This window comes from Paenibacillus sp. p3-SID1389 (assembly GCF_025151705.1).
GTDB lineage: Bacteria > Bacillota > Bacilli > Paenibacillales > Paenibacillaceae > Fontibacillus > Fontibacillus phoenicis.
Genome location: NZ_JALXVO010000008.1, coordinates 24,991 through 38,583, shown reverse-complemented (window position 1 = coordinate 38,583; position 13,593 = coordinate 24,991). Strand labels below are relative to the sequence as shown.

The window sequence follows — 13,593 nt, the reverse complement described above, 5'->3', positions numbered from 1 at the left end:
GATAGAGAGCATCCGGTTTTATTGTTTTTCGATTAGAATGCCCAGTTGCCTTTAATGAAGATCGGTTCTTCCTTGCCGTCTGCAGTGATGCCGAAAATATCCATCTCAGCGGACCCCACCATAAAGTCTTCATGCGCCAAGCTGGAGTTCAAACCGCGTTGTGCCAGTTCTTCCTGGGACATCGATTTGCCGCCTTCCAGGTTAAAGGCGTAGGCATTGCCGATGGCCAGGTGGTTGGAGGCGTTCTCGTCAAACAGCGTATTGTAGAACAAAATACCGGATTGCGAGATTGGGGAGTTATGCGGAACTAACGCCACCTCTCCCAAGTAATGCGAACCTTCGTCCAGATCCACGAGCTGTTTAAGGACATCGGCGCCTACTTCGGCTTTGTAATCCACGATGCGGCCGTTTTCGAACGTCAACGAGAAACGGTCGATGATCGTGCCGCGGTAGCTCAGCGGTTTCGTTGCGGAGACCGTGCCGTTTACCCCAGTTTTGAGCGGAGCGGTGAAGACTTCCTCGGTTGGCAGGTTGGCCAGGAAGGTGTTGCCTTGGGCGTTGATGCTTTCCGCAGCGACCCACAGATGGCCTTCCGGCAGCTCGATGGTGAGGTCGGTCCCAGGCGCTTTGTAATGCAGCTTCTTGTATCGTTTCGCATTTAAGTAATCGGATTTTTGCGTCAGGTTCTGGATATGTTGCTGCCAAGCGGCGATCGGGTCTGGTTGATCCAGGCGAACCGTACGGAAGATTGCTTCCCACAACGCTTGTACGCGTTCTTCTTCAGGAAGGTTAGGGAATACTTTATCCGCCCAAGCCTTGGAAGGAACGGCCACGATCGACCAGCTGAATTTATCGGACATCTGCATTTCGCGGTATTTGCTCATCGCTTTGCCGTACGCTTTCTGATGATTGGTGAGCCGCTGGGTGGACACGCCTTTCAGCAGATCAGGGTCGGAGGAAATGACATGCAGCACCGCTGCACCGTTCTCTACGTATTCCAGCATTTCGCCGGCATACCATTTTGGTTCATCCAGGAAAGATTCTTCGGCAGCCATATCATAGCGAAGACGGGTGACCACATCGTCGCTCCAGTTGACTTTAACAAAGCGAGCGCCGGCTTCATAGGCTTGTTTCACAATAAGCCGGACGAGCTCCGCGCTATCGATGGTCGTGTTGATAATCAAATTTTGTCCGGGTTGAACGTTAACGCCAATTTTTACAGCGAGTTCAGCATATTTTTCCAGTTTCTTTCGAAAATCGGACATCTACGGTTTCCTCCAAACTTTAGGAATTAATTACATGCTTAATCATACACCATTTGCCAGCGAAATTGGAATGCCGTGCGAAGGCGATCCTTAGTTTCTACATTTGATATTCCCCCAAAACATGGTACGATATTGCAAAGAGACTGTCCCATAAAAAGGAGTTACGTAAATGATGAGCGAATTGACCATTGTTCACGCAGAAATGCGCCGGGAGGAGGATGGCTCCTATATCGGCAAAACCATTTTCGAAGTGAGCTCGCATAAGGCAGCTTATGAAATTACCTTCTACAGTGAGAAGGGAACCGATTGGGATTACAGCCTTCATTATGCCAACGAACCTGGCATTGAGGAGCAATTCCTTCAAGTTGACGCACGGATCGAAGAAGACGACGAGTGGTTTGATACCCTGTTGGATGCTGCGTTGGATACGCTGCCGGAGGTTTAAACCGTAAACTTCCGTTGGATACGGAAGAGTGGGGGAGGAGGAACAAACCGTGTGGCAACATCCGTTTTATCGCACATCGCTTGGGATTATTATGGTGCTGACCATTATCTATTTGTTGTCCAAGGTCAGCTTTATCTTTAATCCGCTGGTGACGCTGGTGTCCATTCTAATTGTCCCGCTCACGATCTCCGGATTTCTATATTATCTGCTGCGGCCGATCGTACAGTTCTTGGAACGGAAGAAACTGAACCGGGTGCTGTCGATCCTGCTGATCTACGTGTTATTCGCCGGAGTCATTACGATCTTCTTAATCGTTGTATGGCCGCCGCTCCGGAGGCAGATCATCGAATTTATGAACAATGTGCCGAAGATGATCAACGGACTGCAGACCCAATTCAACGACATCCGCGACAATCGTTATCTCTCCATGGTGACGAATGAAACCAGTCCGGAACTGATGAGCAAAGTCACGGAATATTTGAACTCGGCCATGGAAGCCATCTCCGGTTACTTGTCCCATGTGGTGACTTTCCTGAACGATTTCGTCATTGTCGTCGGTACCGTCCCGATCCTGCTCTATTACATGCTGAAGGAAGACGAGCGGGTCACGCCATTGCTGGTGCGGATGCTGCCCAGTCGTTACCGCCGCGATGGAGCCAGCGTCATCCATGAAATTGACAACATGCTCAAAGGATTTATCGCCGGCCGCATGATTAGTGCGATGCTGCTGGCGTTTATGAGCTTTATCGGTTTTTGGCTGATTGGTTTGCCCTACCCATTGCTTCTTGCGGTGGTTGGCGCGTTGTTTAACTTCATCCCCTATTTCGGGGCGCTGCTGGGGGCAATTCCTTGTGTCATCGTGGCGTTCACCGTGTCTCCGTCGATGGTATTCTGGGTTATCGTTATCGTGGTGGTTGCGCAGCAAATCGAAGGCAACTTGATCTCCCCATACATCTATGGCAAAACGATCAATATTCATCCGTTGACCACGATCGTCTTGTTGCTGGTGGCCGGAGATTTTGGCGGCATCCTGGGGATGATCTTGGCGATTCCGGTTTATATGATGCTGAAGATTATCGTACTCAAAGCACATAAACTTTATTTTGCTGAAAAAATTGAGGAGCTCACCGAATCGAATCCATAAATTTCCATATAACCTGCAAGGTGACGAAAATCATATCTCCCATCCCCGCGATTGGGCGATGATTATTCTATCAATTTGCTCGGGGGATGATGTACATGGCAGTGCAAGCCAAAGGCGGGAAGTACTTTTACGCATGGAGCAAGATTCTTCCCGACGGATCGTTTTACCTTCCGGATCAAGCCCTGCAAGAGTACCAGATTCGACCGGATTCCAACATTATTCTGATGACCGGCCGGAATACGGCCAAAGGCTTTAGCGTCCTGTGCAAAGAACTGATTGCCAACTCGCCGCTGGCCCCGATCTTCGCCAGCATTCCTCAGCTTCAGCAATTCGCCATCCCGGAAGGGGAACCGGTTATCGTTAAAGAACGCACGTTTTGCTGGGTTTACTTGAACAGCAAAGGGTATTTTACGCTGCCGCTGTCAACCTGGCAGCAATTTGGCCTCCAGCCGGGCGACCGGCTGCTCAGCTTGCGTGCCACCCATTTAGCGTTTAACAATTTGGCGGAGGGACCCTATATTGAGCAAGCGAAGCAACTCCGCGATATTCTCGTCTATGAATGAAAAGATGCTTACAAAGAAACCAGCCAGTCGTCTGAACTTTCAGCGGCTGGCTGGTTGTATGTTATACTCGTTCAACTGCAAAAATTATTCCACAGCAACTACGGCGGCCGGTTCAGGGATCGTGTATAATGTAAGAAATTGGTCGTCTGCCTTGCAGGCGGCAAAGGGGGAGCAGGCATGAAACCGGCTTTATTAATCATCGATATGCAGCAAGTCTTTTTGAACCATCCTCGCATCCAAAGTGAAATCCCGGGAGTTTGTGAGTACATTAATGCCGTCGCTGACTTGTTCAGGGAAGCGGGCCGGCCGGTTGTGGTAGTTCAGGATCAGGATGGGGGCGTTGGAACTCCGGGATACGAGGTCATCCCAGAAGTCAAAATACTCGAATCGGACCTGCGGATCTCCAAAGCATGGAGCAACTCGTTCTGGAAGACGAACCTGGAGGAGCTTCTGCGTGAACATGACACCGATTTCGTCGTGGTCTGCGGATTTGCCGCCGAATACTGCGTCACTTTTACGTTTAACGGCGCGGTGGAGCGCGGATTTGGTGCGGCTATTTTGCAAAAAGGCATCCTCGGCGAGCACCCCGATTCAGTGGCCGCCGTCTATCGGGATCGCAGTCTGATCAGTTATTCTGTCATCCGAGCGCTTTTGAAGCAAAATTAATTTATGGCATTAATCTCAGCAATGTGATCATGGGGCGGGTAAGCGGCTGCTGACCGGCGCGAGCCTGTTTACGACGGTCTTCACCAACGCCGGGTATCAACGGCAGGCCGTTACTTTTGCTTCACCTTATCCCGGAAAAATCGTCCCGCTGGACCTGCAAATGCTCGGCGGGAAGGTGATCTGTCAGAAAGACGCTTTCCTATGTGCGGCCAAAGGCGTGTTCGTCGGCATAGAATTCCAGCGTAAGCTCGGCACCGGCTTCTTTGGGGGAGAAGGCTTCATCATGCAGAAAATCGAAGGTGACGGGCTGGCTTTCGTGCATTCCGGGGGCTTGGGCAACCTGCTCGATGGAAGATAACAGAAGTGCGCGATGTCCGCGGTCTGCTTCGTGAGAAAGGCGGTTGACATTCCGCTCCTCAAGTAACTAATATGGTTACATGATGATGAAAAGGGGGAGCGGCTTATCATGACGATCAGCTCCAGATTTTCTGTGGCGATTCACATCTTGTCCCTGCTTGAAATCAGCAAGGACGAGATTTGCACTTCGGAATATATTGCTGGCAGCGTCAACACGAATCCGGTTGTCATCCGCCGCATTATGGGCATGCTAAGCAAAGCGGGCTTGGTGGAAGTCCGTACGGGGGTAGCCGGAGCCAAGCTGTCACGGAAGCTGGATCACATTACGCTGCTTGATGTATACCGTGCCGTGCATGTCGTGGAGGAAGACGGATTGTTTGCCGTCCATGATCAGACCAACCCCGATTGCTTGGTCGGTAAGAATATTCAATCGGCCATTGAACCGATCTTCTCCAAGGCGCAAAAGGCGATGGAAAATACGCTTGCGGCGGTAACGCTGCAGGACGTTGTGAACGAAATTACGGTCAACAACCCATCCGTGTAACGCAAGTGCATCTAGACGGTATGCGGAGTGAAGCCCCCGATAGCAGGGGGCTTTTTTTGTACCGAAATTGACAACTGGAATCCCTGTAACTATACTGATTACAACGACTAAATGTAACATCCTCTGTTACAGCTGCTATTTCATCTGGGGTTGTAATTTGTTCTTATTTTGAAGGAGGAAATCCATCATGGCTCATCCCTTGCCGATTCATCCCGCCACGCAGCTTGGCGTTGTTCAACTTAAAGTTCGCGATCTGGAGCGCTCGCTCACCTTTTATCAAGAGGTGATCGGCCTTCGGCTGCTACGCCAAAACAGCAATGTTGCCGAGTTAACCGTTGACGGCCAACATCCCTTGCTGATTCTGGAGGCAGATCCCCGTTATCGCATTCTGCCTGAGCGTTCCGTGTCCGGTTTATACCACTTTGCCATCTTAGTTCCGGGTCAAGTGACATTGGGCCTTGTACTTCGCAATTTGATCCGGCATCAAATCCCGGTGGGGCAGGGCGATCACCTGGTCAGCGAGGCGCTGTACTTGAGCGATCCGGATCAGAACGGCATTGAGATCTATGCCGATCGCCCCCGCGACACCTGGCAGAAAACCGCGTCCGGCGAAATTCACATGACGACCGATCCGGTGGATATCGAAAACCTGTTACATCTCTCCGAGCGTGCGCAGTGGAACGGTTTGCCGGAAGGTACTCGCATGGGCCACGTGCATTTTCATGTAGGGGATTTACAGCAGGCTGAACAGTTCTATTGCGGAATATTGGGGTTTGAGGTCACTCTCCACTTTGGGGTTTCGGCTTTATTTATCTCCGCTGGCGGTTACCACCACCATATCGGCCTGAACCTGTGGGCTGGCAAAGATGCGCCGCCAGCGCCGGAGGATGCGGTGGGCATTCATTATTTCACGGTGGAACTGCCGGACGTTCCGGCCTTGGAAGCCGTCGTAAGCCGGTTGGACGAAGCCAAGGTGGCCTATGTGCGAGAGGGGAATGAGCTGCGGCTAAGTGATCCTTTTGGCATCGGAATTAGACTAACGGTTGCTGCCTAAAGAGTGAACATTCAGTGGAAGATCCTTCGGATTTTAACTCTTCCTTTTGGCGCGGTCCTTCACCTATAATAGATTTACGTATATTTTAGGAAAGGACCGGTCGTTATGAAAATGTTCCCTCAATTGGAAACGGAACGTTTTGTACTCAGAAGGCTGACGACGAAGGACGCCGCCGATTTGTTCCATTATTTCTCCAACGACGAAGTGACCAAATATTACGATCTGGATCGTTTCGTGGAACTCCGAGAAGCCGAGGAACTCATCCAGAAGTGGAACAGCCGCTATTTGGAGAAGCGGGGCTTTCGCTGGGCGATTACGGTTAAGGCCGAAAGCGACCGGGTGATCGGCACTTGCGGTTTTCATAACTGGTCGAAGGAGCATTACAAAGCAGAGGTTGGATACGAGCTCAACCCGGACTATTGGCGCCAAGGTGTCATGACGGAAGTGCTGCAGGAGATTCTGCGCTTCGGATTTGAGGATCTGGGGCTAAATCGGATCGAGGCCTATATCGACCCCGATAATATTCGATCCAGGTACTTGTTGGAGAAAACGGGCTTTCATGAGGAAGGGTATTTAAAGGAAACGTTCTTCGAGAAAAATCAATTTGTGGATGCCGTTGTCTTCGCGTTGCTGAAGAAGCAATATGAAGCGAAACGGAACCGGCAGTTCCGGTAGAGCAACCTCCAAATTGATTTTCCATCGGAAGTTTCGGCTGGTTTTAGTTAATGACCACGCTGGGACTTCTTGTTTTTTTGTTAGGTGAAATTAACGTATTGCCGTAATTAGGCTGGGGAACACCGCAAATTTAGCGGCGCTCCCGAAGATACTCCGTTTGATGAAGGGTGTGAACCTGGCGAAGCACCGTCTGAGCATGTTCACTGAATTTCACATCCACGATCTGATCCTTGATCAAAAAGACACCGGTTTGCCCGCGATGCTGCCCCCGTGCAGCGGCATATAGCAACCCGGCTCCATGGGGCGGCGGGGAGAAGAACAGTTTCATCACCGGTTTCAGCCAGATCGGAAGAACCGAGCGTCTTCCTTTACGTAACGTGTTGTTGCTCCCTGGATCAACACTCCGAATCTCGATGCCCTCCGCGGCAAGTTGCGGAGCTTACCGGGATATCCGAGTGAAGCAAGGGAGCTACCGTCCGGAGGATTGTGAGACGGAGGGTATGAACGGCACCCGTGCTGACGGCGCGAAGGATGCAATGCCGGGTAAGCCCATGTCGACGGCAGAGCGGCGTTATTTTTCCGCGTCACCGAGTAAAAGCCGTTATTGAAGAATCGCCGTTCTTTTGCCATAATAAATCGAAGCAGATGACTCGTCCGCGCTGGCGGGAGTCTTACATTAAAGGGGGAGCTTGGGTTGAAGGGGATTATCACCGTACTGGGTAAAGACAAAGTGGGCATTATCGCCAAGGTTTGCACGTATTTGGCCGATCATAATGTGAACATTCTTGATATTTCGCAGACGATTATTCAAGGGTATTTCAATATGATGATGATCGTTGATATTTCTGCACCCACCAAAAACTTCGAGACGCTGGTTGAAGAACTGCAGGAGCTGGGACTCTCCATCGGCGTAGAAATCAAGCTGCAGCACGAAGATATTTTTAATACGATGCACCGGATCTAAGGAAGGGAGGGGACACCATGATCTCACGCGTTGAAGTACAAGAAACCAATTCGATGATCCGCGAGATGAACCTCGACGTGCGTACGATTACGATGGGCATCAGCCTGATGGATTGCGCTCACGAGGATATGAACGTATTTAACCGGAACATCTACGATAAAATCACCCGCACTGCCGAGAACCTGGTCAAAACCGGGGAGGACCTGGAGAAGCAGTTTGGCGTGCCAATCGTCAACAAGCGGATCTCGGTTACTCCGATTTCGATCGCTGCCGGCGGGCTGAAGACCGATACTTTCGTGCCGGTGGCCGAAGCGCTGGACCGGGCGGCCAAAGAGGTTGGCGTCAACTTTATCGGCGGCTTCTCGGCCCTTGTGCAGAAGGGCTTTACGAACGGCGACCGGGTGCTGATCGACAGCATTCCTGAAGCGCTGGCTGTCACCGAACGGGTCTGCTCCTCGGTGAACGTGGGCTCCTCGCGCAGCGGAATTAATATGGACGCGGTGAAAAAGATGGGCGACATCATCCTCCGTACCGCGGAACGGACGGCGGACCGGGCTTCGATCGGCTGCGCCAAGCTGGTTGTGTTCTGCAATGCGGTCGAGGATAACCCATTTATGGCGGGAGCGTTCCACGGCGTTGGAGAGCAGGAGTGCGTCATCAACGTGGGCGTCAGCGGCCCCGGAGTTGTGAAACGCGCGCTGGAGGAAGTCAAAGGCAAGGATTTTGAGACGTTGTGCGAAACGATTAAACGGACGGCGTTTAAGGTCACTCGGGTCGGTCAGTTGGTTGCGCAGGAAGCGTCGAAGCGCCTTGGCGTCCCGTTTGGCATTATCGACTTGTCACTGGCTCCAACACCGGAAATCGGCGACTCGATCGCAGAGATCTTCCAGGTGATGGGCTTGGAGGAAGCGGGAGCGCCGGGAACGACCGCTGCGCTGGCGATTTTGAACGACAACGTGAAAAAAGGCGGCGTCATGGCCTCCTCCTACGTTGGCGGCTTGAGCGGTGCGTTCATCCCGGTCAGTGAGGACCACGGGATGATCGAAGCGGTGCAGCGCGGCGCGCTGACGCTGGAGAAGCTGGAAGCGATGACGTGCGTGTGCTCCGTTGGCCTCGATATGATCGCGATTCCCGGCAACACGAGCGCCGCGACGATTTCCGGCATCATCGCTGACGAATCGGCAATCGGCATGGTCAACAACAAGACGACCGCGGTTCGGATTATCCCGGTAATCGGCAAGGACGTTGGCGAGATCGTGGAGTTTGGCGGGTTGCTGGGCTACGCGCCAATTATGCCGGTCAACGCCTTTAACTGCGCTCCGTTCATCGAGCGGGGTGGCCGGATTCCGGCTCCGATCCACAGCTTTAAGAACTAAGTGGCGGGGGACGCGGCTATGTTCAAAACGATCGGACTCCTGGCGCATGTCGATGCTGGGAAAACCACCTTTGCCGAAGCGTTGCTCTACCATACGCAAACGATTCGCAGCCGCGGTCGGGTTGATCATCGCGACGCCTTCCTGGACAGCCACGAGATCGAGAAGGCGCGGGGCATTACCGTATTCGCCGACCAGGCGGAAATGAAGGTTGGGGATTCCACCTACTTTTTGTTGGATACGCCGGGGCACGTCGATTTTTCCGCAGAAATGGAACGGGCGCTGCAAGTGCTCGACTATGCGGTGATCATCGTCAGCGCGGTGGAAGGGGTGGAAGGCCACACGGAAACGGTCTGGCAGCTGCTGCGGGCATATGGGATTCCTACGTTTTTCTTTATCAATAAGACGGATCGCACCGGAGCTGACCCGGATCGAGTTCTGGAAGATATTCGCCGCGAGCTGAGCGCGAATGTACTGGATCTGACTACCTGGGCAGCCGTCGAGCAACTAGACGAAACGGAAAAGGCTTGGCTTGCGGAACGGGATGAGGCGCTGCTTGAGCCATTTTTGGAAGGGACATTATCCGACGCAGCGTGGAACGAACATCTCATTCAGATGGTTCAAAACGGCCAGGTGTTTCCTTGCCTGCGCGGATCCGCGCTCTTGGATATCGGGATCGACGTGTTTATGAAGGCGTTGGATCGTTTAACGGTTACTCGGTATGATCCAGAGCTTCCGTTTGCGGGGCGGGTGTACAAAATTCGGCATGATGAGCAAGCGACACGGGTCACCTTCATCAAAGCCTTGCAAGGCACGTTAAGAGTCAGGGATGAACTAACCTATGGCCCGGAAGGGGGGCAACGGACGGAGAAAATTACCGCTATCCGCAAATACAACGGTCAACGATTTGTGCAGACGGATTTCGTTCAAGCGGGGGAACTGTTCGCGGTAACCGGATTGACCTCGGTATCGTCCGGTGAAGGCCTCGGGGCATTGGTAGACCCGATTCGCCGTGAGCTCGCTCCCACGTTGCAGTCGAAGGTGCAATTTGAACCGCCGCTTCATCTGAAGGAAGTCCTGCGGGTATTTCAGCTGCTGGACGCCGAGGAACCGACTTTAGGAACCCGTTGGGATGAAGCGCTGCAGGAGCTGCATATCCATGTCATGGGCAAAATCCAATTGGAAATTTTGCAACAGGTAGTGCAGGAACGTTTTGGGATGAAGATTACGTTTGGACCACCGGAAATTTTATATAAGGAGACGATATCTACACCGGTGACGGGCTGCGGTCACTTCGAGCCACTAGGGCATTATGCCGAAGTCCATTTGCGGCTGGAGCCTGCGGAACGGGGCAGCGGGGTGACGTTTGTAAATGCTTGCCATGCGGATGATTTGTCCGTAGGATATCAAAACCTGATCGGTCAACATGTGTTGGAACGTGAGCACCACGGCCTGTTGACCGGCTCGCCGCTGACGGATGTTCGCGTTACGTTGCTCACCGGACGCTCACACAATAAACATACCAGCGGAGGCGATTTCCGCGAGGCGACTTACCGCGCGATCCGGCAGGCGTTGGAGCAGGCGGAGAATGTGCTTCTGGAGCCGGTGTACCATTTTAAAATCAAGGTGCCATTAGATCAGCTCGGTAAGGTGTTAACCGACATCCAGCAAGCGCACGGCCGATTTGATCCACCGGAGACGGGAGAAGAGACGGCGGTGATTTCAGGTGTCGTTCCGGTCGCCACGTTTATGGACTATCCGACAGAGCTTGCATCGATGACGCACGGGAAAGGTTCGATCATGCTGAAATTCGGCGGTTATGAGCCTTGCCATCAAGCCGAGACGACCATCGCTCGGAAAAACTATAACAAAAATGCCGATCCGGCATATACCTCGTCTTCAATCTTTTGTGCAAAGGGGCAAGCGTATTCTGTACCGTGGGACGAGGCGCCCAAACATATGCACGCTTCGGTATCATGAGGTGATCCTATGTTTCGCAAATTCATGATCGCCTTCGTTTTATCGATCATTCTCACCTCATGTACAAGTCAGCCTATGAAGGATGACCCTAATTCGGAGGCGTACACCTTGTACAATAATATTTTTTATCACCAATATTCGAATCAACTTCACTTTCTCACAGAAATTTTTAGGAGTTTAACGAACAAGCCAAGTGAAGCTGATTTGGCTTATATTCAAGGGAAAATTGACGGGTACTCCGAAAATAGTTGGTTTGTTTTCTACTCGATGAATCGCACGGATAGTCCGTCCCTGGATCAGGCAGTGCCTGCAGAACTGCGTTCCACCATGTATGAACTCATAGGCGAGACAAATCAGTTATTAAATTCCTTGAACGAAACGTTGGATGCGCATAATAAACTTTCCGTTGCACAAGATAATCAAGAGCTTATTCAAGAAGTGATTGAGCAGTGTGATGAGCTGAACGTCACCTCAAGTTATATCAAAGACGAGAAAAATTGGAGCTCCTACAAAGAACAATTACAGTTGGCTCTTCTTAAGGTCCAAGAGCTTCGAAGTAAATTCGAGATAGAATGATGGATTTCATGACGTCATGTTGACAATCCGTTACTAGGTGCATATAATAACCAATAATTCCATATTGCCAAATGTGTTGATTAGAAATAGTAAACGTGATTTGACCTTTCAGAGAGCCGTTGGGTGGTGCGAAACGGCAGTGTCCGTCATGTTGAACTCGTCTATGAACAGCTGCCTGATAAGTAGGGTAAGCCGGGATTCCGCCGTTACAAGGATAGATGGTGTTAGCCATCGAAAGAGATCATTTCATCATGTGAAATGAATTAGAGTGGTACCGCGGGTTAAACCTCGTCTCTATAGCAGAGACGGGGTTTTTTTGTTGATTAAAGTCCGGGTTTAATCAACCCCGCTTCACATAGATCCAATCCAAATTTCAAAATCAAGGAGGAACTTTCAGATGGACCGTTACCGCAACATTATCGTTCTGGATACCACGTTACGCGATGGGGAGCAAGTCCCCGGAGCCAAGTTAAACGTACGGCAAAAGCTGGAGTTTGCCCATCAACTGAAGCGCCTCCGTGTCGATATTATTGAGGCCGGCTTCCCTGCGTCCTCGCAAGGAGATTTTCAGGCGGTGCAGCAAATTGCCCGAAGTGTAGGGGACAGCGTAGGCATTACCGCGTTGGCCCGGGCGGTTAAATCCGACATCGATGCCGTATATGAAAGCATCCGTGAGGCAGAACAACCGTTGATCCATATTGTGCTTGGCGCTTCGAACGTCCATGTGGAAAAGAAATTTAACCGCTCCAAAGATGCCGTTCTGCAAATGGGTGTCGATGCGGTGAAATATGCTAAAACTCTGTTGCCGCAGGTCCAGTATTCTACCGAGGACGCTTCGAGGGCGGATTTTGAGTATTTGTGGAAGACGATCGAGGCGGTCGTCAAAGCCGGAGCCACGATGATTAACATCCCCGACACCGTGGGCTACGCGGAGCCGGAGGAATTTGGACACCTGATCCGACGCATTCACGAGCGGCTGAAAAATCTCGACGATTCTGTAATCCTCAGCGTCCATTGTCATAACGATCTTGGTTTAGCCACCGCCAATACCTTAAGCGCCATCAAGAACGGGGCCGAGAAAATCGAGTGCACGATTAACGGTCTTGGTGAACGGGCCGGAAACGCCTCGTTGGAGGAAGCGGTGATGGCCTTGAAGGTACGCGAGGCGCTGTACGGATGTCGCACGAACATCGATACGAAGGAGCTGATTCGCACGTCACGGCTGCTGACCCATTTGACGGGACTCGATGTGCAGGTGAACAAAGCGATCACCGGCGACAATGCGTTTGCCCATTCCTCCGGAATTCACCAAGACGGTCTGTTGAAGGATAAGCAGGTGTATGAAATTATGTCCCCTGAAGAGGTGGGGGCTGAAAGTATGGAGCTGATTTTGACGGCCCGTTCCGGTCGGCATGCGGTGAAGCATGCGGTGGAGAAGTTGGGGTTCGATACGTCGGATGCCGTGGGGTTTGAACGGTTATTCCAACGGTTTTTGACATTGGCCGATGCGAAAAAAGAAGTGTACGACCATGACCTATATTACCTGATTAGTGAACATCAAGAACAAAGCGATTCCTGTCATCCGCTGTTCGAGCTGACTTCGTTCCAAGTCGTGACGAATGACATTTGCCCAACGGCCACCGTTACCTTAAAGATCAACGGACAAGAGCGGAAGGGCAGCGCGATTGGAGATGGCCCGATCGACGCGCTTTACAGTGCAATCAAGTCGTTAACCGGCATCGACGCCAAACTGACTTCCTATAAGATCAACAGCATTTCCCATGGGAAAGAAGCGATTGGTCGGGTAAATATTCAGCTGGAAGCAGGAGGAAAAACCTACACAGGACGCGCCATGGACACTGACATCATCAAAGCGAGCGGTCAGGCCTTCGTGAACGGCATCAATGCGATGGTATTAGCTGGTGCGCCCATAAGCGACATAACAAATGTTATGTAAACTAAATGAGCGGTGCGTAAAAAATGAGGC

The 13,593-nt window shown here is 51.6% G+C and carries 14 protein-coding genes, 1 pseudogene and 1 other annotated feature; of the genes and pseudogenes, 13 read left to right on the top strand and 2 right to left on the bottom strand.

The genetic code is table 11. The features are described from left to right. Positions 1–32: 32 nt before the first annotated feature. Positions 33–1,265, bottom strand: a complete 1,233-nt coding sequence (locus tag M3G15_RS05210) for an aminopeptidase (RefSeq protein ID WP_260070285.1) — start codon at positions 1,263–1,265, stop codon at positions 33–35. Between the two features lie 169 nt (positions 1,266–1,434). Between M3G15_RS05210 and M3G15_RS05205 the strand changes: the two genes are divergently transcribed. From M3G15_RS05205 to M3G15_RS05170, 8 genes and pseudogenes are all read left to right on the top strand, one after another. Continuing rightward, on the top strand, positions 1,435–1,710 hold the full coding sequence (locus M3G15_RS05205) for a hypothetical protein (protein WP_397376592.1): 276 nt from the start codon (positions 1,435–1,437) through the stop codon (positions 1,708–1,710). A gap of 49 nt (positions 1,711–1,759) precedes the next feature. Beyond that, positions 1,760–2,854, top strand: coding sequence for an AI-2E family transporter (locus tag M3G15_RS05200; protein ID WP_260070284.1), 1,095 nt, complete (start codon positions 1,760–1,762; stop codon positions 2,852–2,854). Positions 2,855–2,949: 95 nt separating this feature from the next. After that, positions 2,950–3,417 (top strand): hypothetical protein, encoded by a 468-nt coding sequence (locus tag M3G15_RS05195; RefSeq protein ID WP_036646024.1) that lies wholly within the window; start codon positions 2,950–2,952, stop codon positions 3,415–3,417. Between the two features lie 177 nt (positions 3,418–3,594). Continuing rightward, positions 3,595–4,083, top strand: a complete 489-nt coding sequence (locus M3G15_RS05190; protein WP_260070283.1) for a cysteine hydrolase family protein — start codon at positions 3,595–3,597, stop codon at positions 4,081–4,083. Between the two features lie 31 nt (positions 4,084–4,114). Continuing rightward, positions 4,115–4,414 (top strand): annotated as a pseudogene (locus M3G15_RS05185) (AIM24 family protein); the annotation flags it as partial. 135 nt (positions 4,415–4,549) lie between these two features. Next, the gene (locus M3G15_RS05180) at positions 4,550–4,984 is read left to right on the top strand and encodes an Rrf2 family transcriptional regulator (RefSeq protein WP_260070282.1); all 435 of its coding nucleotides are present in this window, start codon (positions 4,550–4,552) and stop codon (positions 4,982–4,984) included. Between the two features lie 187 nt (positions 4,985–5,171). Further along, the gene (locus M3G15_RS05175; protein ID WP_260070281.1) at positions 5,172–6,038 is read left to right on the top strand and encodes a VOC family protein; all 867 of its coding nucleotides are present in this window, start codon (positions 5,172–5,174) and stop codon (positions 6,036–6,038) included. 105 nt (positions 6,039–6,143) lie between these two features. Further along, positions 6,144–6,713 carry a GNAT family N-acetyltransferase gene (locus M3G15_RS05170; RefSeq protein WP_016312123.1) on the top strand — a complete coding sequence of 190 codons (570 nt, stop codon included), beginning with the start codon at positions 6,144–6,146 and terminating at the stop codon, positions 6,711–6,713. Positions 6,714–6,843: 130 nt separating this feature from the next. On the opposite strand, the gene M3G15_RS05165 is transcribed toward M3G15_RS05170, so the two are convergent. Next, positions 6,844–7,044 carry a hypothetical protein gene (locus M3G15_RS05165; protein ID WP_260070280.1) on the bottom strand — a complete coding sequence of 67 codons (201 nt, stop codon included), beginning with the start codon at positions 7,042–7,044 and terminating at the stop codon, positions 6,844–6,846. A 363-nt stretch (positions 7,045–7,407) separates the two neighbouring features. On the opposite strand from M3G15_RS05165, the gene M3G15_RS05160 reads away from it, so the two are divergent. The 5 genes from M3G15_RS05160 to M3G15_RS05140 all read left to right on the top strand — a co-directional run bounded on the left by M3G15_RS05160 (position 7,408) and on the right by M3G15_RS05140 (position 13,563). Beyond that, a complete protein-coding gene (locus tag M3G15_RS05160) occupies positions 7,408–7,677 on the top strand; it encodes an ACT domain-containing protein (RefSeq protein ID WP_260070279.1) in 270 nt (89 codons plus the stop codon). 17 nt (positions 7,678–7,694) lie between these two features. Then, positions 7,695–9,053 carry a PFL family protein gene (locus M3G15_RS05155; RefSeq protein ID WP_397376591.1) on the top strand — a complete coding sequence of 453 codons (1,359 nt, stop codon included), beginning with the start codon at positions 7,695–7,697 and terminating at the stop codon, positions 9,051–9,053. 18 nt (positions 9,054–9,071) lie between these two features. Continuing rightward, a complete protein-coding gene (locus M3G15_RS05150) occupies positions 9,072–11,030 on the top strand; it encodes an elongation factor G (protein WP_260070278.1) in 1,959 nt (652 codons plus the stop codon). Positions 11,031–11,138: 108 nt separating this feature from the next. Further along, a complete protein-coding gene (locus M3G15_RS05145; protein WP_260070277.1) occupies positions 11,139–11,606 on the top strand; it encodes a hypothetical protein in 468 nt (155 codons plus the stop codon). A 67-nt stretch (positions 11,607–11,673) separates the two neighbouring features. Then, positions 11,674–11,905: a binding site (T-box leader), on the top strand. A gap of 98 nt (positions 11,906–12,003) precedes the next feature. Then, positions 12,004–13,563, top strand: a complete 1,560-nt coding sequence (locus M3G15_RS05140) for a 2-isopropylmalate synthase (protein WP_260070276.1) — start codon at positions 12,004–12,006, stop codon at positions 13,561–13,563. The last annotated feature ends 30 nt before the right edge of the window (positions 13,564–13,593 follow it).